This window comes from Thermosyntropha tengcongensis, assembly GCF_055381335.1.
Genome location: NZ_AP042437.1, coordinates 1,437,475 through 1,457,544, shown reverse-complemented (window position 1 = coordinate 1,457,544; position 20,070 = coordinate 1,437,475). Strand labels below are relative to the sequence as shown.

The 20,070-nt window shown below is 42.0% G+C and carries 20 protein-coding genes; 16 read left to right on the top strand and 4 right to left on the bottom strand.

Features of this window, described 5'->3' with window-relative positions; translation table 11 throughout:
• Positions 1-21 precede the first annotated feature (21 nt).
• The 11 genes from ACZ42E_RS06910 to ACZ42E_RS06860 all read left to right on the top strand — a co-directional run bounded on the left by ACZ42E_RS06910 (position 22) and on the right by ACZ42E_RS06860 (position 12,338).
• Positions 22-2,010 carry a monovalent cation:proton antiporter family protein gene (locus ACZ42E_RS06910; RefSeq protein ID WP_464891615.1) on the top strand — a complete coding sequence of 663 codons (1,989 nt, stop codon included), beginning with the start codon at positions 22-24 and terminating at the stop codon, positions 2,008-2,010.
• A gap of 198 nt (positions 2,011-2,208) precedes the next feature.
• Positions 2,209-3,222: a 3-deoxy-7-phosphoheptulonate synthase gene (aroF, locus tag ACZ42E_RS06905; RefSeq protein ID WP_464891614.1), complete on the top strand. Its 1,014-nt coding sequence runs from the start codon at positions 2,209-2,211 to the stop codon at positions 3,220-3,222.
• A gap of 13 nt (positions 3,223-3,235) precedes the next feature.
• Entirely contained in the window at positions 3,236-4,315 is a 1,080-nt protein-coding gene (locus ACZ42E_RS06900; RefSeq protein ID WP_464891613.1) for a prephenate dehydrogenase, read from the top strand.
• A 12-nt stretch (positions 4,316-4,327) separates the two neighbouring features.
• Complete coding sequence (aroA, locus tag ACZ42E_RS06895) at positions 4,328-5,614, top strand: 3-phosphoshikimate 1-carboxyvinyltransferase (protein WP_464891612.1); 1,287 nt, start codon at positions 4,328-4,330, stop codon at positions 5,612-5,614.
• Between the two features lie 68 nt (positions 5,615-5,682).
• The gene (cmk, locus tag ACZ42E_RS06890) at positions 5,683-6,339 is read left to right on the top strand and encodes a (d)CMP kinase (protein ID WP_464891611.1); all 657 of its coding nucleotides are present in this window, start codon (positions 5,683-5,685) and stop codon (positions 6,337-6,339) included.
• Positions 6,340-6,342: 3 nt separating this feature from the next.
• Positions 6,343-6,936, top strand: a complete 594-nt coding sequence (locus ACZ42E_RS06885) for a lysophospholipid acyltransferase family protein (RefSeq protein ID WP_464891610.1) — start codon at positions 6,343-6,345, stop codon at positions 6,934-6,936.
• A gap of 36 nt (positions 6,937-6,972) precedes the next feature.
• Positions 6,973-8,961, top strand: coding sequence for a bifunctional 4-hydroxy-3-methylbut-2-enyl diphosphate reductase/30S ribosomal protein S1 (locus tag ACZ42E_RS06880; protein ID WP_464891609.1), 1,989 nt, complete (start codon positions 6,973-6,975; stop codon positions 8,959-8,961).
• Positions 8,962-8,987: 26 nt separating this feature from the next.
• On the top strand, positions 8,988-9,200 hold the full coding sequence (locus ACZ42E_RS06875; protein WP_464891608.1) for an FmdB family zinc ribbon protein: 213 nt from the start codon (positions 8,988-8,990) through the stop codon (positions 9,198-9,200).
• An 81-nt stretch (positions 9,201-9,281) separates the two neighbouring features.
• Complete coding sequence (gene mobA, locus ACZ42E_RS06870; protein ID WP_464891607.1) at positions 9,282-9,884, top strand: molybdenum cofactor guanylyltransferase; 603 nt, start codon at positions 9,282-9,284, stop codon at positions 9,882-9,884.
• Positions 9,875-10,927: a type 2 isopentenyl-diphosphate Delta-isomerase gene (fni, locus tag ACZ42E_RS06865; RefSeq protein ID WP_464893502.1), complete on the top strand. Its 1,053-nt coding sequence runs from the start codon at positions 9,875-9,877 to the stop codon at positions 10,925-10,927. The genes mobA and fni overlap by 10 nt, the downstream gene beginning before the upstream one ends.
• 58 nt (positions 10,928-10,985) lie before the next feature.
• Positions 10,986-12,338, top strand: a complete 1,353-nt coding sequence (locus ACZ42E_RS06860; RefSeq protein ID WP_464891606.1) for a stalk domain-containing protein — start codon at positions 10,986-10,988, stop codon at positions 12,336-12,338.
• A gap of 69 nt (positions 12,339-12,407) precedes the next feature.
• On the opposite strand, the gene ACZ42E_RS06855 is transcribed toward ACZ42E_RS06860, so the two are convergent.
• Both ACZ42E_RS06855 and ACZ42E_RS06850 read right to left on the bottom strand, forming a co-directional pair.
• Positions 12,408-12,857, bottom strand: a complete 450-nt coding sequence (locus ACZ42E_RS06855; RefSeq protein WP_464891605.1) for a hypothetical protein — start codon at positions 12,855-12,857, stop codon at positions 12,408-12,410.
• 12 nt (positions 12,858-12,869) lie between these two features.
• Entirely contained in the window at positions 12,870-13,964 is a 1,095-nt protein-coding gene (locus ACZ42E_RS06850; protein ID WP_464891604.1) for a copper amine oxidase N-terminal domain-containing protein, read from the bottom strand.
• 228 nt (positions 13,965-14,192) lie between these two features.
• Between ACZ42E_RS06850 and ACZ42E_RS06845 the strand changes: the two genes are divergently transcribed.
• A complete protein-coding gene (locus ACZ42E_RS06845; protein ID WP_464891603.1) occupies positions 14,193-15,161 on the top strand; it encodes an Rpn family recombination-promoting nuclease/putative transposase in 969 nt (322 codons plus the stop codon).
• A gap of 152 nt (positions 15,162-15,313) precedes the next feature.
• On the opposite strand, the gene ACZ42E_RS06840 is transcribed toward ACZ42E_RS06845, so the two are convergent.
• Together ACZ42E_RS06840 and ACZ42E_RS06835 are read right to left on the bottom strand one after the other, a co-directional pair.
• Positions 15,314-15,733 (bottom strand): universal stress protein, encoded by a 420-nt coding sequence (locus ACZ42E_RS06840; RefSeq protein ID WP_464891602.1) that lies wholly within the window; start codon positions 15,731-15,733, stop codon positions 15,314-15,316.
• Between the two features lie 17 nt (positions 15,734-15,750).
• Positions 15,751-16,890, bottom strand: coding sequence for a cation:proton antiporter (locus ACZ42E_RS06835; RefSeq protein WP_464891601.1), 1,140 nt, complete (start codon positions 16,888-16,890; stop codon positions 15,751-15,753).
• 292 nt (positions 16,891-17,182) lie between these two features.
• Here ACZ42E_RS06835 and ACZ42E_RS06830 point away from each other — a divergent pair, with 292 nt between their 5' ends.
• Genes ACZ42E_RS06830 through ACZ42E_RS06815 form a run of 4 tightly spaced genes read left to right on the top strand, consistent with a single transcriptional unit; the run spans position 17,183 to position 20,063 of the window.
• The gene (locus ACZ42E_RS06830) at positions 17,183-17,929 is read left to right on the top strand and encodes a DUF1614 domain-containing protein (RefSeq protein ID WP_464891600.1); all 747 of its coding nucleotides are present in this window, start codon (positions 17,183-17,185) and stop codon (positions 17,927-17,929) included.
• On the top strand, positions 17,916-18,986 hold the full coding sequence (spoIIP, locus tag ACZ42E_RS06825) for a stage II sporulation protein P (protein WP_464891599.1): 1,071 nt from the start codon (positions 17,916-17,918) through the stop codon (positions 18,984-18,986). Before ACZ42E_RS06830 ends, spoIIP begins: the two co-directional genes overlap by 14 nt.
• Positions 18,979-19,869: a YIEGIA family protein gene (locus ACZ42E_RS06820; protein ID WP_464891598.1), complete on the top strand. Its 891-nt coding sequence runs from the start codon at positions 18,979-18,981 to the stop codon at positions 19,867-19,869. Before spoIIP ends, ACZ42E_RS06820 begins: the two co-directional genes overlap by 8 nt.
• Positions 19,869-20,063, top strand: coding sequence for a capping complex subunit for YIEGIA (locus ACZ42E_RS06815; RefSeq protein WP_464891597.1), 195 nt, complete (start codon positions 19,869-19,871; stop codon positions 20,061-20,063). Before ACZ42E_RS06820 ends, ACZ42E_RS06815 begins: the two co-directional genes overlap by 1 nt.
• Positions 20,064-20,070 lie beyond the last annotated feature (7 nt).

Genomic DNA, 20,070 nt, shown 5'->3' with positions numbered 1-20,070 from the left:
AAAAAAGAGGGTGAAGAGGGTTTGGAATTTGCTATTTTAAAAGATATAGTTATAATTTTTGCTCTGGCGGTGGGGGTGCTTTTTATATGCCACCGGCTTAATATTCCTGCTGTGGTAGGCTTTTTGCTTACAGGCATTCTGGCAGGTCCGCACGGCCTGGGACTGGTAGAGACTTCTGAACAGGTACATGTTATAGCGGAATTTGGGGTAATACTTCTTCTATTCAGTATAGGTCTGGAATTTTCTTTCAAAAATCTGGCCGGTATAAAGAAAACGATTTTACTGGGAGGAAGCATACAGGTAGGGCTGACTGTTTTATTTACCTTTGTTCTGGCTGAACTTACAGGGCTTAAAGCAAATCAGGCAGTTTTTTTGGGTTTTTTGGTTTCTTTAAGCAGTACAGCTATAGTTTTAAAACAGCTTACCGAAAGGGCGGACATAAACACTCCTCACGGCAAAACCGCCCTGGGAATACTTATTTATCAGGATATAATAGTAGTTTTCATGATGCTTTTTACTCCTTTTCTGGGAGCGGGAGGAGAAAACGGGGAGCCGATAATTTCTATACTTTTGAAAACAGCTTTTATAATCCTGGTAGTTATGCTGTTAACCCTTTATATAATCCCTCCTTTGCTGTACCAGATTACGCGTACCCAGAGCCGGGAGCTTTTTATGCTCAGCATTATGGCGATATGTTTTTCAGTAGCCTGGCTGACTTCCAGTGCCGGATTGTCCCTGGCGCTGGGGGCTTTTTTGGCAGGGCTTATTATTTCTGAATCTGAGTACAGCCATCAGGCATTATCAAATATTATGCCTTTTATTGACACTTTCACCAGCCTTTTTTTTGTTTCTATAGGCATGTTGCTGGATGTCAGTTTTTTAATCGAACATATAGGGATTATCCTTTTATTAACTCTGGGAATAATTTTAGGCAAGGGACTTATTGCACTTATTGCTACCCTGGTTTTGGGCTATCCCCTGCGGATTGCTGTTCTAGCCGGTTTATCCTTATCACAGATAGGCGAGTTTTCATTTATTCTGGCTCAAACCGGTGTTGAGCATAAACTGGTAGGTAATTATATGTACCAGGGCTTTCTGGCATCTGCCATTATAACGATGATGCTTACCCCTTTTATAATGAATGTTGCGCCGCGGGTAGCCGTTTCCGTGTACAGGCTGCCTCTGCCTAAAAGGCTTCTTAAGGGTACGATGCCGGAAGTAGAGGAACTGGAAGAAGATCTTAATCTGGAAGATCACCTGATTATTATAGGCTATGGCCTTAACGGAAGGAACCTGGCGCGGGCAGCAGCTTATGCCGGCATACCTTATGTTATACTGGAGATAAATGCCGATACAGTGAGGGAAGAAAGGGCCAAAGGAGAGCCTATATATTATGGTGACGCTACCCATGAACTGGTATTAAAACATGTGAATGCAGAGAAAGCCAGGGTGGTAGTAATAGCTATATCTGATTCTGCTGCCACCCGAAGGGTTACCTATGTAGCGCGCAAATTAAGCCCTCTGGCCTATATTATTGTAAGAACCAGATTTGTCGCGGATATGCATGACCTTTATGAACTGGGGGCTGATCAGGTTATACCGGAAGAATATGAGACTTCTATTGAAATCTTTGCCCGGGTTCTGGCCAGGTATATGGTGCCCCATGAGGAGATAGAAGCCTATGTAGAGTCAGTGCGCCAGGAAGGATATGAAATGTTTCGCAGTTTATCAAGGGAAAATTTAAAAATTACCAGCCGGAATGAAGTTTTTAAGGGTATGGAGGTAAGCAGCATAAGGATACCTTATAAATCTTTCCTGGCGGGAAAAAAGATTGAGGATATAGAACTCAGGAAAAAGTACGGGGTGACCGTGGTGGCTATCCAGCGCGGCAGAGAGGTTATACCTAACCCGGGAGGACATGACTTGATTTTGCCGGAAGATATACTTTTTTTATTGGGAGAAAAAGAAAAGCTGCATAATTTTGTCCATAAATTCCTCCCTGCCGAGTAAGAGGATGCTATTGAATTTTTGCCAATATTAATATAACCTATTATATGTAGGACGGTATGGAAATTTAAAAATGGTAGTATGGTAGGATGGTGGGAATATAAGCAGGTAGTTTCTGCCATTGGTAGGCCTGTTTATGCTGCCAATGGCTTTATTTTGAGCTTTTTCTCACCCTCCAGCAAAAAAAGGAGGTAGTACAGGATGATTATTGTAATGAAAAAAAATGCCGCTCCTGAACAAATTGAGGCCATAGTGGAAAAATTGCAGGAAAAAGGTTTTAAAGCCCACCTTTCGGAAGGAGTAGAGAGGACTATTATCGGGGCTATTGGCGAAAGAACCCAGGCCATTATGGATTATTTCACCCGCCAGCCGGGAGTAGAAAAAGTAGTGCCTATTCTGCAGCCTTTTAAGCTGGCCTCCAGAGAGTTTCATCCTGAGTGCACCAGGGTAAAGGTAGGCGATACCGTTATAGGAGATGGCAGCCTTACGATAATCGCCGGCCCCTGTGCGGTGGAAGGCAGGGAGGCTTTCCTTGAAGTTGCCCAGGCAGTAAAAGAAGCAGGAGCAACCATGCTTAGGGGCGGAGCTTTTAAGCCGCGTACTTCTCCTTACTCCTTTCAGGGATTGGAGAGGGAAGGCCTGGAAATACTTAAAGAAGCCCGTGAAATTACCGGACTTCCGGTGGTGACCGAAGTAATGGATCCGCGCATGATCGATATTGTAGCTGAATATGCGGATATCCTGCAGGTAGGAGCCCGTAATATGCAGAATTTCTTCCTTTTGCGGGAATTAGGAAGGGTTGACAAGCCAGTACTTTTAAAACGCGGGCTTTCTTCCACTATTGAAGAATGGATAATGGCTGCTGAATATATTATTTCGTCTGGGAACAGCCAGGTTATAATGTGTGAAAGAGGGATACGCACTTTTGAAAAATATACCAGAAATACACTGGATTTGAGTGCGGTACCTTTGATCAAGCAGCTTACCCACCTGCCGGTAATAGTTGATCCCAGCCATGGCACAGGAAAATGGGAGCTGGTTGAGCCTATGTCTATTGCGGCAGTAGGGGCAGGCTGTGATGGCATTATGGTAGAAGTGCATCAAAATCCGAGTGAAGCCTTGTCAGATGGTCCGCAGTCTTTAACCCCTGATAATTTCAAGTCTATGGTTAAAAAAATAAAATTGCTGCATGAAACTATGCAAAAGATTTCATGAGGAATGGTAATTTATGAAAAAGAACATATTTATAGTAGGATTGGGACTTATAGGTGGTTCCCTGGGTTTGGCCTTCAGGGAATCACCTCTTGTTAATGAGATATTTGGTTTTGACATTGATAAAGAAGCAGAAAAAAAGGCTCTGGAAATGGGGATTATTGATGCAGCCCTGCCTTTGCGGGAGGGAGCCCAAAAATCCGGGATTATATTTTTGTGCACTCCTTTGAATACCTTTGCTTCTATAATTGATGAAATAAATGATGTGCTGCTTCCGGGAACTATAATTACTGATGCAGGGAGCACGAAAGAAAATGTCATGCATGTTTTTAGAAAGCTTCCCGATGGGGTATGGGGCATAGGAGGCCATCCTATGGCCGGATCCGAAATAAAAGGCATAAACGGAGCTGACCGCTATCTGTTTGAAAATGCGGTTTATGTGTTAACACCCCCTTCTGATATTCCTGACGGAATAATAGGCTATCTTGAGGAACTGCTTTCTTTTACCGGGGCCAGGGTAAAAATTATGGAGGCTTCCTATCATGACAGGCTGGTTGCTACCATAAGCCATGTCCCCCATCTGGCTGCTGCTGCCCTGGTAAACCTGACGGAAGGAAAAGATGATAACCTGATGATGGCAGCTGGAGGCTTCAGGGATACTACCCGCATAGCTTCTTCTAACCCTGAACTGTGGCAGGATATACTTTTTTCCAATCGGGAATATGTAGGGGAGAAGCTGGACGAGCTTATCTATATCTTACAGCGCATGCGCAAAGCGCTTGGCGATAATGACCGGGAAGCCTTATATAAGGAACTGGCTGAAGCTAAGAAAATAAGGGACCAGATTCCGCACAAAAGAAGAGGGCTTTTGCCGGAGTTTTCGGACATAGTATGTATAGTGCCTGATAAACCCGGAATAATAGGGAAAATAGGAGACATTCTGGGCAGTGAAGGGATAAATATTGTGGATATTGAGATTTTACGGGCCAGAGAAGGGGATGGAGGCTCTATACGCATAGGGGTTAAAGATAGGGAAACCGCGGAAAAGGCAGTTTTATGCCTGAAATCTTTTGCTATAAAAGCCTGGGTAAGATGAGGAGGAAAAGCGTTGCGCAAGAGAATAGTAAAAGCCAAAGGATTAAAAGGGGAAATAAAGGTAGCCGCTGATAAGTCTATCTCGCACCGGGCCGCTATTTTTTCTGCTTTGGCCAGCGGCGAAAGTGTTATACACAATTATCTGGAAGCGGCAGATACTATATCAACTTTAACCTGCCTGCAGGGATTAGGAGTAGATATAAAAAAGGATGGCCATGAAGTATACATTAAGGGCAAGGGGCTAAATGGGCTTAAAGAACCGGAAACTGTCCTTTACTGTGGGAATTCCGGAACTACCATGCGGCTTTTGACAGGACTTTGTGCCTCTTATCCGTTTTTTACCGTTTTAAGCGGGGATAATTCCCTGAATAAGCGGCCTATGAAAAGGGTTATAGCCCCACTTGCCATGATGGGGGCTGAAATCATGGGCAGGAACAATGGGAGCTATCCGCCTCTGGCAGTAAAAGGGAATCATCTGAAGGGGATAAAATATGAGCTGCCGGTAGCCAGCGCACAGGTCAAATCAGCTTTGCTGCTGGCCGGGCTTAATGCGGAAGGCAAAACGGTAATCAGCGAACCTTCTAAATCGAGAGACCATACAGAAAGGATGCTTAAAGCCATGGGGGCTGATTTAGAAGTCGAGGGGCTTAATATAACATTATATCCAGGCCGGGAACTTTCTGCCCAGGAGTTTTTAGTGCCTGGCGATATATCATCTGCTGCCTTTTTTATGGTGGCCGCCTCCCTGGTTCCGGATTCAGAAGTTCTCATAAGGGAAGTAGGGATAAATCCTACCCGTTCGGGTATTATTGAAGTGCTGGAAAAAATGGGGGCTTCTATAAAATTAGAAAATTCAAAAACAGTGGGAGGAGAACCGGCTGCTGATATAGTGGTAAAAGCTTCTCATTTGAAGGCTATTGATATAGAAGGGGAAATAATACCGCGATTGATTGATGAGCTTCCGGTCATTGCGGTGGCTATGGCAGCTGCAGAAGGCATTTCAACAGTAAGGGGGGCTGAGGAACTCAGGGTAAAAGAAACTGACCGCATTAAAGCGATTGTTTCCGGGCTTGGCAGGATGGGAGTTAAAGTTACGGAACTTGAGGATGGCTTTATTATTGAAGGAAATCGGGAAAATATAAGGGGAGCGGAGGTGGACAGCTATGATGACCACCGTATCGCTATGAGCCTTGCTGTAATGGGGCTTATTGCTGAAGGGGAGACTTTTATAGATGGGGCAGAAGCAGTTAATATTTCTTTCCCCGCTTTTTGGGATATAATAGAGAAAATATCTGTTTAAGGGAAAAACTTTTTCCTTTTTAAGGAATGTGCTAAAATAATAAAGTATTAAAAAAGGTGATAAAGTTTATGAAAATAGCGATTGATGGTCCAGCGGGGGCAGGAAAGAGCACTATTGCCCGCCTTCTGGCGCAGAGATTAGGTTTTATATATATAGATACCGGGGCCATGTACCGGGCACTCACTCTCAAAGCCCTCCGAAATGGCATAGACTTAAGTGATGAAGATGAGCTTTATCAGCTTATTTTGCATACAGATATAAGCTTCTGTTATGGCGATGGCGAACAAAAAATCCTCTGTGATGGGGAAGATGTAAGCGAAGATATACGAAAACCGGAGATAAGCGCCAATGTTTCACGGGTAGCCTCTTTCCCTGGTGTTAGAAGGGTAATGGTAGAAAGACAGAGGAAAATGGCCGATAAGGTTTCAGTGGTTATGGACGGCAGGGATATAGGGGAGTGTGTGCTTCCTGATGCGGATTACAAATTTTTTCTTACCGCCAGTATCGAAGAAAGAGCTAACCGGCGCAGAAAAGAATTGGAAGCCAAGGGCTATGATATAGATCTGGAAACGCTTAAGGAAGAGATAAAAGCACGTGATGAGGCTGATACAAACCGTAAAGTAGGGGCTTTAAAAATATTGGAAGACTCTATTGTCATAGATACCAGCAGTATGAGCATAGAACAGGTAATAGATAACATGCTGAAAATAATTGGGGAGAAATAGAAGATGGTTTACCGTTTAGCCTGGATAATTATGCGCCTCTTTTTTACTTTCCTGGGTCTTAAAATTGAAGGTGCCGATAAACTGCCTGAAAAAGGTGCTGCTATCGTTGTTTCTAACCATGTAAGCAATTGGGATCCCATAGTTGTTGGCATATCATTTAAGCGGGTCATTTATTTTATGGCGAAAGCTGAGCTTTTTGAAAACAGGCTTTCAGCCAGGTTTTTTACCTGGCTTAATGCCTTCCCGGTCAAACGCGGCAGTGCTGACCGCAATGCCATAAGGAAAGCTATAAGCATTTTGGAAGAAGGAAAAGTATTAGGAATTTTTCCAGAGGGAACCCGCAATCAGACAGGTGAAAATCTGGAAGCCCAAAATGGAGCAGCTATGCTGGCCTTAAAGACGGGAGCTCCTATTGTTCCGGTAGCCTGTATAGGAACAGGAAGAAAGCTCCCAGTAGGCTGGAAAAATCCCCTGATAGTAAGGGTAGGGGAACCTATGTTTCTGGAAGAGTTTAAAGGGCAAAAAGTAAATTCAGCTTTATTAAACCAGGTCAGTGAAAGGATAATGCAGGAAATAAATCTTCTTTTACAAAAATAAGGAGGATTTAGATTTTTTTTTGCGAATATTATAAAAATGTTGGCGAGGTGCATAACTTTGCAGGTTTACCTGGCAGAAAAGGCTGGCTTCTGTGCCGGGGTAAGAAGGGCTTTTGAAATGGCAGAAAAAGCTGCTGAAAGGCCTGGCAGATGGTATACCTGGGGAAATCTGGTGCATAATGAGGAAGTTGTAGAGTATTTTAGAAATAAGGGTATAGTGCCTGTAGAAACACTGGATGATATTGAGGAAAACAGCGGATTGATAATACGTTCACATGGAGTTTCTCCAGAAATAATAGATAAAGCTAAGGCCAGGGGAATAATAATTGAAGATGCTACCTGTCCTCTGGTTAAGAAGGTACACGATCTGGTAAAGAGCCTTCACAGCGAAGGATATGAAATAGTTATATTTGGGGATAAAAATCATCCAGAAGTAGAAGGGATTCTGGGATATTGCGGCTATAATGCCCGGGTGATAAAGAAGGCTGAAGAAGCTCTGGAAATAAATAATACCGCCAAAATCGGACTGGTATCGCAAACCACCAAGGATGAAAATGAGTTTTTTAAAACAGGTGAAATTTTACTGAGAAAAGCACGGGAAACGAGAATCTTTAACACTATATGCCCGGCTGCCCGGGAAAGGCAGGAAGCTGCTTTAGAACTGAGCTCAAAAGTAAATCTCATGCTGGTAATTGGTGATAAAAAAAGTTCCAATACCAATACTCTATATGAAGAGTGCAAAAATACCGGGGTAAAAACATATAGAATACAAAATGCTGGAGAAATTGATAAAGCCTGGTTTGAGGGAGTTAATGCAGTAGGGATAACTGCAGGAGCTTCCACCCCGGATTGGATAATTAAGGAGGTTGTTGATAGGATGACAGGTTATAATGAAGAGGGAAAATACACCAAAGGGGTGGAAGAATCTTTTGCCCGTCTGGAAGCGGAAATGGCTGATTTTATTCCTCCTGAGCGCGGGGATATTATAAAAGGTGTAGTAGTAGAGGTGCGCGATAATGAGGTAATGGTAGATGTGGGAGGAAAATCAGAGGGGGTTATTCCCTTAAAGGAACTTTCTATAAAAGAAGTAAATTCTGCCAAAGAAGTAGTTAAGGCTGGGGATGAAATAGAGGTATTAGTTTTAAAATGGGATGATGATGGTGCCATTCTGCTGTCTAAAAAGAGAGTAGATGCGGTAAGGGCTTTAGACCGTTTGGAAGAAGCTTATAAAAGCGGTGCTGTTGTGGAGGGAACTGTAATTGATACTGTTAAGGGAGGGCTTCTGGTTGATGTAGGGGTGGTAGCGTTTTTGCCAGCCTCCCATCTGGAAGAAGGCTATGTGAAGAATTTAGATGAGTACAAAGGTAAAAAACTTAGTTTTAAGGTGCTTGAATTTAATCGCAATAAGCGAAAAGGTTCCCAGGTAGTCCTTTCCCGCAAGGAAGTAGTTGCTGAAGAAAGGGAGAAAAAGAAACAGGAATTCTGGCAGCATATAGAAGAAGGACAGATCCGGAAAGGTATAGTAAAGCGCATAACTGATTATGGTGCCTTTGTTGATCTGGGTGGTTTTGAAGGGCTTTTGCATGTGTCTGAACTTGATTATAAGCGGATTGAACATCCGTCTGATATATTAAAAGAAGGACAGGAGATAGAGGTAAAAGTTATCGGGCTTGAGCCTGATAAAGGCAGGATTGCCTTGAGCCGCAAAGCGGTGCTTAAAAGCCCCTGGGAAGTTGTAGGAGAAAAATATAAAAAAGGAGACATAATCGAAGGCACAGTAGTAAGAATAGTTCCTTTTGGCGTTTTTATTGAGGTAGAACCGGGTGTAGATGGGCTTTGCCATATTTCCCAGCTGGCTGACCGCCGGGTAGAAAAGCCGGAACATGTGGTCAAAGCTGGAGAAAAAGTAAAGGTTAAAATACTGGATATGAATATAGAAGAGAAAAAGCTGAGCTTATCTATTAAAGAAGCGCTTGCTGATATCGATCGCAAGGAAGTGGAGGCTTATTTACAAAATCAAGAATAGTTTTTAAAGGCGAGGTGGCAGGAGATATGCCTATATATGAATTTAAATGTGCTTCCTGCGGCAGGAAATTTGATATGCTCCTTTCTTTAAAGGAAAGGGATAAGAAGGTAAAATGTCCGGAATGCGGATCTGATCAGGCAGAAAGGCAGCTGTCGAGCTTCTTTGCCAAAGGGGCAGGCGGTTCTTCCTGTACTGCAGGAAGCTGCGCAGGATGCAGCGGATGCCATAGTTCGCACTAAAAACTGAACATGTGATAGACTGCGTTAAGCAGTCTATTTTTGTACCTTTTTATCAAAAATAAAGCTGTGGGGGATAAAGGTATGCAGAAAGCGACCGGGATTATTCTGGCGGGGGGAAAAAGCTCGCGCATGAATTTTAACAATAAGGCTTTTTTGTATATAAAGGGAAAAAGGATTATAGAGATAATATTAGAAAAATTTTCTTCTTTTTTTGCGGAAACGATAATAATAAGCAATGAACCTTTGCTTTATGAATATTTAAGAGTTCCGGTATATAAAGACATTTATCCCGGATTAGGGCCGATGAGCGGTATCCATGCCGGCCTAACTTATGCCAAAAGTGGTGCTGTATTTGCTTTAGCATGTGATATGCCTTTTATAAACATGCAGATGGTAGATTACATGCTGGAAAAACTTGACGGTTATGATGCCGTAGTGCCCAGAATAGATAATTTTCTTCACATGACGGCTGCTGTTTACAATAAAAGCTGTCTGCCCAAATTAAGCTATAATTTGCAGAATAAAAAGCTGAAAATGGCCCTCCTGTTTGAAGAATTAAATGCTCTGGCTATCGAGGAAGAGGAAATCGCGAGGTTTGGAAATAAAGCGGAAATGTTTCATAATATAAACAGTGAAGAAGATTTGTTAAAAGCAGAAAAAATAGCAGGGAGGTTATTATTATAAGAGGCAAGCGTAAGGAAGAACATATAAATATTGCAGTATATTCCAAGGATGGGCCGGATACGAATGGTTTTGAGGAAGTTTATCTGGTGCACAATTCCATACCGGAACTTGATATGGAAGAAATAGACCTGTCGTGCCAATTTTTGGGTAAAAAGCTGAATTTGCCGCTGATTTTGAATGCTATTACAGGAGGGACCCCGCTGGCAGAGGAAATAAATTGCAATTTGGCCCTGCTGGCTAAAAAATATGGCATAGCCATGGCTGTAGGATCGCAAACGATAAGCATTGATAATCCAGAGCTGGCTGCCACCTTCAGCATAGTAAGGGAAATAAATCCGGAAGGAATAATTATTGCCAATATAGGGGCTAACCGTCCGGTAGAAGATGCCCTGGCGGCAGTGGAAATGATAAAGGCCGACGCTCTGCAGCTTCATTTTAATGTTCCCCAGGAACTGGCCATGCGGGAGGGAGACCGCTCTTTTAAAGGCATTATCGATAATGTAGCCAGAATTATAGAAAGGTGTCCGGTGCCGGTAATTGCCAAAGAGGTAGGTTTTGGCTTTTCCAGAGAAAGCGCTGTTCTTTTATACCAGGCAGGGGTAAAAATAATTGATGTGGGAGGTACGGGAGGGACTAATTTTATAGTTATCGAAGATAAAAGAGGAGGAATGTTTGGGGGAGAACTGGATAGCTGGGGCTTGCCTACTGCCTGGAGCCTGGCTGAAGTATTAAGCCTTAGACTGCCTTTTACCGTTATAGCTTCAGGTGGTATAAGAACCGCGTTAGATGCTGCCAAAGCCCTGGCAATGGGAGCTGATCTGGTAGGCATAGCTGGTTCTTTTCTTAAGGTTCTTTTGAAAGAAGGAGCCGGGAAACTTGAAAAAATGGTGGATGAGATGCTCTATCGGCTGCAAGCTGTTTTTCTCATGACTGGAGCCAGAAATATCTATGAATTGCGGAAAAAACCGGTTCTGATAACGGGCAGAACTGGCGAGTGGCTCAGGCTCAGGGGAATTGAGCCAGAGGATTGGGCCAGAAGATGAAGAAGCGGTTTTTGTTTTTGTCTAACCAGAAGTTGCAGAAAGGGAAGAGGTGATAGAGTTGATAAAGCGGACAGGAATTTTTATTTTAATCTTAGCTATTCTGGCTATTTCTTTTAATCCCTTTTATGTTTGGGCATCTGATCTAAGCGAGGCTTATTTTACGGTAGGGAAGGGCGAATTTTGGGTTAATGGCAGCAAGTATTTAATGGATGTCTGCCCTTATATCAAGGAAAAGCGGGTTTTCCTGCCGCTCAGGTTTGCTGCCTATGCGGTAGGGATTAAAGATGAGAATATAATATGGGATGCTGCTTTAAATACCGTATTTTTAAATGCCGGGGAAAATAAGGTAAAAGTAAAACCTGGGAGTAAGATACTATGCATAAATGATAAACAGATAGTAATGGATGTGGCTCCAGAAATATACAAAAACCGTCTTATGCTGCCTGTAAGATGGATAGCGGAAGCTTTGGGAGCCAGGGTGGAATGGGATAGTGTTTACAGGAAGGTTACTGTAATTTATGAGAGTAAAAGCCAGGGCAGCAGCCTTAAGTCGGCAGAAGAGAATAAAATTGAGTATAGTTCATACAGCGGTGAGGTTATACCCAAACAGTATATATGGGAATACAGGTATGGAAATCAGTGGACCTGGAAGGTTGACCTGCCCCAGGCTATGTACGCTTACTACCACAGTAAGCCCAGATTGCATGAGCAACTGGAAATGGATTACAAGCGTGACATAGAAAAACTGAATGCTAAAGGGGATAAGCTGAATCAGGAGCTTGCCTACTGGTACTGGTATTATCAGATATATCCTGAGGATTCCAGAAAAGAGGCTATGTATAAGTACCAGGCTTTAAATGAAGTAATTGCCCGTATCAATCAGGAGAAAATGAACCTCAATCTTGAATATGAAAGGATAAGGAGCTTTTATCAGGGAGAAATAGATCGCATGGTGAGAGAAGGTTATGTGCCCTATGTGACAGAGGAAGCCAACTATATGCTTATTCAGAAACTGGCGGCTTCTCTTTTGAGCAAGGCTTCCGGCAGCGCTAAAGATAAAATCGAATTTGCTGCTGCCTTTGTCCAGGAAGCTTTGCCTTATGTGGCTGAAGAGAATGAATATCCCAGATATCCTATAGAAACCCTGGTTGAAGGAGGTGACTGCGAGGATAAAGCAATACTTTTGGCTGCTTTCTTGAAAGCTATGGGATATAAAACTGCTCTGCTCATTTTTGATGGCAATCCTGGACATGCTGCGGTAGGAGTAGATTGTCCCGAAGCTCTGGGGAGCTATTATGAAAAGGATGGAGTAAAGTATTTTTACCTGGAGACTACCAATAAAGGCTGGCGTTTGGGGCAGGTACCCCCTGAATATAAAGGAAAAAGCGCTTTGGTTTATCCAGTTCCCTAAGCTAAAAAAGATGCGGGCTTTTGCCCGCATCTTTTTTAGTTTATGTGGTAAATGGTAAGTAAATCTGCATTAAAATAATATTGGTAACAGTCCTTCTTTGCCATCTTTGTCCTTATATATTACATAGAAAATTAAAGTTGATGTTCTGTATGTCAAACCTCCTCCAGTGTATGATGATATTGGTGTGCTTATATTGGCATTTGATGGTCTTACTACTTTGTTGTAGGTTGATTTCCATGTCCAGTAGATATAGTCTAATGAAGAGTTACATTTGTCTTCTGGGTTTTTAAACCGTGACATATAGTCGTTTAATTTGGAGGGTTCGACTATTTTCTCCCATATTCTGTTGTCGGTTGTGTAGTAATACTTCGCGCTACCTCCATTTAAGTCCTTTATTGCTTCAGCCAGTCTGGATAAATTTCCAGCTTCTGCTTTAGGTATTGGTACTATGAATGAAAATACAAATACCAACAAAGTAATTAAACCTGCAAGTCTCTGTTTGCGCTTCTGGTTAATCAAGTTAACTACCTCCTATTTGTATTTTTTACCTTCTTTATAATTTGACCAATCTGTCAAATCACATGTTAACTGAGCCACCATTACAATTCCCTGCCCTTTAGATACAAAATGAACATCTAATACGACCACATGGTTGTCTCTTGTGTCAATGCCATATATCACTTCTTGTTCTCTCCCAAATGCTCCTGGTGTAGTACCTAACAAACTTCTGTCAAACTTGACATATGGGTACTCCTTCTTTATAAATTCTGCCAGTTCATTGTAGCGCTCATCGCTCAATACTGAGGGATTGGGAGTAAACTTGGCATAGTCGTCATTTGGTGCGTGCTTTGCGTATCTTGCTATTTCACTCTTCACATATGCTATCTCCTGGGGGGTGAGGGTTGAGGGAGCGGGGTTGTTCTTTTTGTTGATTAGGTCGATGATGTCGTTGATGTCGGGTTTTTCCATTCCTTCAGGGTATGCGATGACAAGTTTGTGATTGCTGTCCCAGTCAACCTTGAACCCAAGACCTTCTGCTACATACCTTGCAGGTAGCATGGTGCGGCCTGGGTTTTCGATAAAGGGTGCTACGTCCATAGTTAAACCTTCAGGCTGGGAGTCTGGTTTGGTTACCTGCATTGTCTTATTACCGATTTTGAGCTTGAGGGTGTTCTTGCCCTTGAGAGTTGCGGTTTGCTGTTGCGCGTTCCAGTTGATATTGTCGTTGTCTACTCCAAGAGCATTGGCTAAAAATCTGACAGGAACAAAAGTTCTATTGCTTACTACCTTGGGAGCTGCGTCCATCCTTGTCGCTTCAATATACCCGCTGTCCACATCCTTCACATAATAATTATAATCCCCCATCCTGAAAACAATCACCTTATTATACCCAGCATATAAAACCTCATCCCGGGAAAAACCATCCCCTATATACTCATAACCAGCTGTAGCAGGAGGAGAAAAAACCAGAGAAAAAACAGCTAAAGAAAACAAAAACCTTCTAAAAAACGAAAAGTGAGAAAAAGCCATAAAAAACCATCCTTTCCTAAAAAATATTAAAGCAGCCAGAGAAAAAAATTCCTCATAAAAAAAGAAAATCCTTTCGTAAGGAATAAAAAATAACAAAAAAACCTCTTTAAATCTTTATCCTGAAAATTAAAAAAATAGATTTTAAAACTTAATTTTCTAAGAACAAAAAATGATTTTAGGTTTTAAAATTTAATTTTTATTAAAAATTTAAATTACATTTAAAATCCAATTGAGAAAGAACAGATGTTTGAGGATTAAACATAAAACTCCTTGTCTAAAGCCATTTAATTCCATATAATCTAAACAAAAAAGGAGAAAACCTTAATGAGCGACATAGCAAACCTCCACGACAGATACTTCAAAGAATACCTGGAAAACCCCGGGATAGCGGAAAAATTCCTTAATGAAATCCTTCCCGAGGGAATAAAAAACATAGCTGACCTGAAAACCCTTACCTTCCAGAAAGAAAGCTTCATAAGCCAGGAACTGAAAGAAGCCTATTCCGACCTCCTTTTCAAAGGCAGGCTAAAGAGCGGTAGGGATATATACATATACTTCCTGATAGAACACAAAAGCTACCTGTATGAACTGACCCCCTTCCAGCTCTTAAAATACATGGTAAACATCTGGGAAAGGGAGATAAACAAAGAGAAAAAGAAAAAACTGACCCCCATAATCCCGGTAGTCTTCTACCACGGGGAAGAGAAGTGGAGGTCCTCTTGCGAATTCACAGAGCTTATAGAAGGGGAAAGGGAAAAAGGGGAGCTAGAAGAATACCTTCCCCGCTTCAGGCATATATTATATGAGCTGGGGGAAAAAGAGGCAGTGGAAAAAGCGGGGGACGCTGTCATAAGGGTATTCTTGAGGAGCCTGTTTTTAAAAAAGGTAAAAGGGGAAGAAGAGGTAAAGATTTTGTTGAGAGAGACCTTAAAAGAGGTAAGGGAGATAGGAGGAGAATACGGCTATTTATTAAAGAGCGTAATTTTGTATATAATAAAGACAGCAGAGAAGCTGGAAAAAGAAGTGCTGTTTGACTATGTGGAAGAGCTGATCCCGGAGAGGAGGGGTGAGATAATGACGATAGCTGAGCAGCTGAAGCAGGAGGGAAAAATGGAAGGTATAAGGGAAGGGATGGAGAAAGGCATAGAGAAAGGTATAGAAAAAGGCATAGAGAAAGGTATAGAGAAAACAGCCATCACAGCTTTAAAAGAAGGGCTGGACATAAAAACCATAGCTAAAATAACCGGACTTCCTTTTGAGAGGATAGAGGAACTGAAAAAAGAGCTTAATTAAATGAGAAAAAGTAGAAAATTAATTAACTGTTTTTTATTTTTCCTGTATAATAATACTTTTTTAACTGTTTTTTTAAATCCTGCAGCAGCGAAAAGTGGATGATAAGAAAGTGCATAAATTAAGAAAAGATGCGTGCTTTTGCCCGCATCTTTTTATCTTACCAGCAGGACTTTACAGGGAGCATGATACATGACTTTAGCTGCCACGCTGCCCAGCAGGAAATCCTTGATAGCGGAAGTACCGCGGTATCCCAGGACAATCAGGTCAAATTTTTTCTGGCCGGCAAAGTTTAAAATAGTTTCGGCTGGATGTCCCATAAGTATTTCGTTTTTTATGGTTACCCCTTCTTTTTGTGCTATTTCTTCTACCTCTTTGAGCTTGCCTTTGAAAAAAGCATTCCCTTCGGTTTTCACATCATCTACTTCCCCGCTTAAAAATGCAAAATCAGGAATCTGGATTATTGATACTGTATACAATTCGGCATTATATTTTTTAGCCAGATCAATTGCCACTTCCAGTGCTTTAAAAGAAAAATCGGAAGCATCTAATGGAACCAGAATCTTCTTAAACATCTTTTACTCCCTCCTTTTTAAGCTTCTTCAGTCTCTTCTATAAATTCCATATGTTTACGGGGATCAAACCACCTCTGGGCAATTATGGTAGGTATGATGGCACTTAATACTACTGCCGTTACTAACAGGGAAAATTGAGTTTTGTCAATAATGCCGGCGGAAAGCCCGTACATGGAACTTATGGTACCGAAAGTTAATCCGGTACTCATGAGCAGAGTTATGTAGGCAGCATCCTGTCTTACATATTTATATGCGAAGGGGAAAACTCCTATCCCTTTGGCGACAATTTTTACCATAAAGAGCATGACCAGCAAACCTAAATTTAGATAAATGGCAGACAGGGAAACATTCATGCCTGCTTTCATGAAAAAGAACGGAGTAAGCAGTGAAAAAGATATAACCCTTAGTTTACGGGGAATAGCAGGATTTTGCCGGAATATTTTGGATACTACCAGCCCCAGTATGAAGGCAGGCAGTACAGCATGACTTGCTCCTAACTGGGCCAAATACATGAGCAAAAACAATACCAGGAAAATAAGCTTTATTTCCGGCTCTATGACTTTGTCGCCGTACTTGTTGAATATATAGGTGAAGATGCGGGGAACGAAAATTATTACCAGTGCTGATCCAATAATGAACAGCAGAGTAAGCAGGCTGAATTCAGCGAATAAAATGCTTAAAGCAAGTGCGGTTCCCAAATCAGTGACAAAACAGGCTGCCATGAGTATTTTCCCGATTTCGGTATTGGTAAGCCCGGTTTCTACCAGTACGGCATAGACTACCGCCAGAGAAGTGGTGGAAAGGGCAGCTCCCGCGATTTCCGCTGCCTGAAATGACCAGCCGGCAATATAATATGCATAGGCAAAGGCCCCCAGGAAGGGAATTAAAAAGGAAAATCCACCTATAAGCATGCTTTCTTTGAATTTTTTCTTCATTAAATCAGTGTCTACTTCCGCTCCTGCCAGGAAAGTCAGCAGAATGGAGGCAAAAGCGGCTAAAAAGTCAATCCATGGGGTGGTGTGAAGGCCTAAAAAGTTGCCTCCGATTATACCCATGGCAATTTCTATTATAGTTACGGATAAGGCAGCCTGAATAGAGATTAAGCTGGCAATGAAAATCAATATGCTCATTATAAGTGCGATACTGATGTCGTTCATGGCTTACTTCCCCTTTTTCCAAAATTATGCATGATATCTGCTGCTTTATTTGATGATTTTAATATTTGTTTTTAACCGGTTATCACCTCCTTAATTTGCAGAAAAAGAGAAAACTCCTACCTTGCAAGGTAGGAGTTATTATCTCACAGGGAGAAGTTTATTGGCTTTATATGCCAAAGAGCGAACTCCATCGCTCCTATTTTATTTTGTAATTGTAATTTACATTATTTTTTTATTGATGTCAATATCTATACATAATATCCGATGTACTGGGAAATATATTTACAAAAATATGAGAGAAAGGATGAGCATGATGACCAATTTCCCTATCGGACTGATAATTCTGGTTGCCGTATCGATACTTATATATTTTGGAGCAGCCCATCGGGTTTTAGACCGGATGCGCTTGAGTGATAAAGCTGCTTTGGCGGTTATTGCCGCTATTATTATCGGAAGTTTTTTTGATATTCCTGTAACGTCAAGGATAACCGTAAATCTGGGAGGGATTATAGCTGTTATACTGGCAGTCTATGTTTGGATAGGCGCAGGTACTGCCTATGAGAAGATAAGGTCCCTGGTTGCAGCTGTGGTAACAGCACTGGCTTTATTCCTGGCGGCCAGATTTTTAGGGGCGGAACCGGAACAGATATTTATTGATCCTATCTATATATATCCCATAGTTGCTGGTATAGTAGGCTATCTGGCGGGAAGGTCCAGAAGAGGTGCCTTTTTTGCAGCTGTAATGGGAGTTTTGGCTCTGGATATAGGTCAGTATGTGTATCTGGTAACCAACAATATTCGGGGTAAAGTTGTTATTGGAGGAGCTGGTGCCTTTGACTCCCTTATACTTGCCGGTATCCTGGCTGTGCTCTTGGCGGAAATAGTTGGTGAAACCCTGGAAAGGATACAGGGCGGGCCTGATACTGACGACAGGGCAGAAGAGCTTATCCAGAACCTTAGAGAGCCTGAACCGGCGCGGAAACCTTTAGATGGGGGAGAAAATTATCCTGAGAGAGGAGAGAAAAATGATGAAAAATAGGCTGATAGTCTTATTTCTTCTTTCCGCTTTTATATTTGCTTTAAATGGGGTATCTTTAAGTGCACATGAAGAAGCTCCTTCAGGCCAGTATTATACCCTGGTTGATGAACACAATAATATTATTCACCAGACTTCCATCAAGGTTCAGGTAGGGGATGAATATATAAGTGAAGACAATTCGCGATATGAAGTGGTAGAAATTATAGGCCATACCGCTCGCTGCAAATATAAAGGAAAAGAGAAAATGCCGGATATAGATATTGATAATGCTGAAAGCAAAACATCAGGAAATTTTTTAGGGGAAACGGCCATACCGGCAGTTAGCGGCAAAAAACCTACTATCGCGGTTTACTGTACTCACAGTGATGAATCATATGTCCCTACGGATGGAACTGAAAGCAAGCCGGGTAATGGCGGTATTTATGATGTGGCAGAAGCTTTTGTAAGAGAGCTTAAAAATAGAGGTTTTGATGTGAAATATGACAGGAGCAATCACAATCCCCATGATATAAATGCCTACAGCCGCTCCCGCCGGACTGCGGTAAAGCTTCTCAAACAAAACCCGGATGTCATATTTGATGTGCATCGGGATGCTGTTCCTCCTGGACAGTATCAGGCCAGGGTAGGTGGAAAAGAAGTTACCAAGGTAAAACTGGTGGTGGGAAGGTCTAACCCTAATTCCAAGACTAATCTGGAATTTGCCAAACGTATTAAAGCGGTTATGGACAAGAAAAAGCCTGGCCTTTCCAACGGCATATATATAGGCAAGGGCGATTATAATCAGGATTTAAGCCCCCGCGCCATGCTTATAGAAGTTGGTGCCCATACCAATGACAAGAATGATGCGATAGAGGGGATAAAACAGTTTGCCAGCATCATGCCTGCATTATTAGGGGTAGAGAGCCAAACCGGAAATGTTCCAGCCAGGAAGCCTTTAACAGAAAAAGAAAATAAGAGCGCTTATGGAACTGTGATAGCGGTTATTGTAGTTCTGGCTGCTGCTCTGGGAGGATATTATTTGCTCAATCAAGGAACGGCAGGTAAGCGTAATGGATAATTATGCAGTAGTAATTTTAACCGGCGTTGCAGCCGGTTTTTTATCCCGGTTTGTGACTTTGCGCAGTGATTACCGGCATTATCCGGCTGTCCCCCATGGCTATTTCACACATCTGTCACTGGGATTTATTGCTGCATGTTTAGGAGCAGTAGCTGTTCCTGCCATAGCCAAACCAGATTATGTTGCTGTAACTTTTCTGGTTCTGGCAGCCCAGCAGTTTAGAGAGATAAGGAATATGGAAAGAGAAACCATGACTAAACTGGAAGAGACTAAACTCGTAAAAAGAGGAGCTGACTATATAGAAGGGATTGCCCGGGTATTTGAAGCCCGCAACTATCTTTCCATATTTACAGCCTTGATTACAAGCGGGGCAGCTTATCTGTTTGGATGGCAGTATTCTATCCCTTTTGGAATAGTATGTATTTATCTGTCTATCCGTCTTATGCGGGGGGCGTATATAGGCGATATAGCGGAAGTAGTAGACGCGACTGTGCATTTTGAAGGCAGTTTGCTCATGGTTGATGATGTAGTGATAATGAACGTGGGTCTCCCTGCTACGCGGGAAAAAATCCTCAAGGAAGGCATAGGGGTTTTAATAAAGCCCAAAGATGATGATGCAAGGCTTACTTTGCATAATCCGGGGCAGCGCATGGCTATCATTCATGATGTAGTGTCAATTTTAGGGACCAAGGTTGATATAAATGAGACAGAGCTGGTTCCTCTGGCGAGAAAGCATATTGATAAAGGATATTTAGCTTTTTTTATACTTCCCAATGAGCCTGATAGAGAGATACTTAAACAGGTTATCAAAAATGTTCCTCTTATTGAAACAGCGCAGGGTACAGCCTTAAAAAGCTTTTACGGCAGAAAGGCGGCAGATTGATGGATACCAGGATATCAGAATACATTTTGGCTATTGTTACTACAGATATGACCAAGATACAGGGGGGAGGATGTCCAGTATTTTATGCGGAAAATGAAAAAGAAAAAGAAAAGATAAGCTTGCTTTTAGCCAGGGCTTTGGGGGGAGTAGTGCATGATTTGGAAAATGGGGTTTATTTTATCTGTAAACATTAAGGGGTAA

Coding starts and splice junctions, on each gene's coding strand:
- aroF (WP_464891614.1), top strand. CDS start 2,209: ATGATTATTGTAATGAAAAAAAATGCCGCTCCTGAACAAATTGAGGCC.
- ACZ42E_RS06900 (WP_464891613.1), top strand. CDS start 3,236: ATGAAAAAGAACATATTTATAGTAGGATTGGGACTTATAGGTGGTTCC.
- cmk (WP_464891611.1), top strand. CDS start 5,683: ATGAAAATAGCGATTGATGGTCCAGCGGGGGCAGGAAAGAGCACTATT.
- ACZ42E_RS06885 (WP_464891610.1), top strand. CDS start 6,343: ATGGTTTACCGTTTAGCCTGGATAATTATGCGCCTCTTTTTTACTTTC.
- ACZ42E_RS06880 (WP_464891609.1), top strand. CDS start 6,973: ATGTTGGCGAGGTGCATAACTTTGCAGGTTTACCTGGCAGAAAAGGCT.
- ACZ42E_RS06875 (WP_464891608.1), top strand. CDS start 8,988: ATGCCTATATATGAATTTAAATGTGCTTCCTGCGGCAGGAAATTTGAT.
- mobA (WP_464891607.1), top strand. CDS start 9,282: ATGCAGAAAGCGACCGGGATTATTCTGGCGGGGGGAAAAAGCTCGCGC.
- ACZ42E_RS06845 (WP_464891603.1), top strand. CDS start 14,193: ATGAGCGACATAGCAAACCTCCACGACAGATACTTCAAAGAATACCTG.
- ACZ42E_RS06840 (WP_464891602.1), bottom strand. CDS start 15,733: ATGTTTAAGAAGATTCTGGTTCCATTAGATGCTTCCGATTTTTCTTTT.
- ACZ42E_RS06835 (WP_464891601.1), bottom strand. CDS start 16,890: ATGAACGACATCAGTATCGCACTTATAATGAGCATATTGATTTTCATT.
- ACZ42E_RS06830 (WP_464891600.1), top strand. CDS start 17,183: ATGAGAGAAAGGATGAGCATGATGACCAATTTCCCTATCGGACTGATA.
- spoIIP (WP_464891599.1), top strand. CDS start 17,916: ATGATGAAAAATAGGCTGATAGTCTTATTTCTTCTTTCCGCTTTTATA.
- ACZ42E_RS06820 (WP_464891598.1), top strand. CDS start 18,979: ATGGATAATTATGCAGTAGTAATTTTAACCGGCGTTGCAGCCGGTTTT.
- ACZ42E_RS06815 (WP_464891597.1), top strand. CDS start 19,869: ATGGATACCAGGATATCAGAATACATTTTGGCTATTGTTACTACAGAT.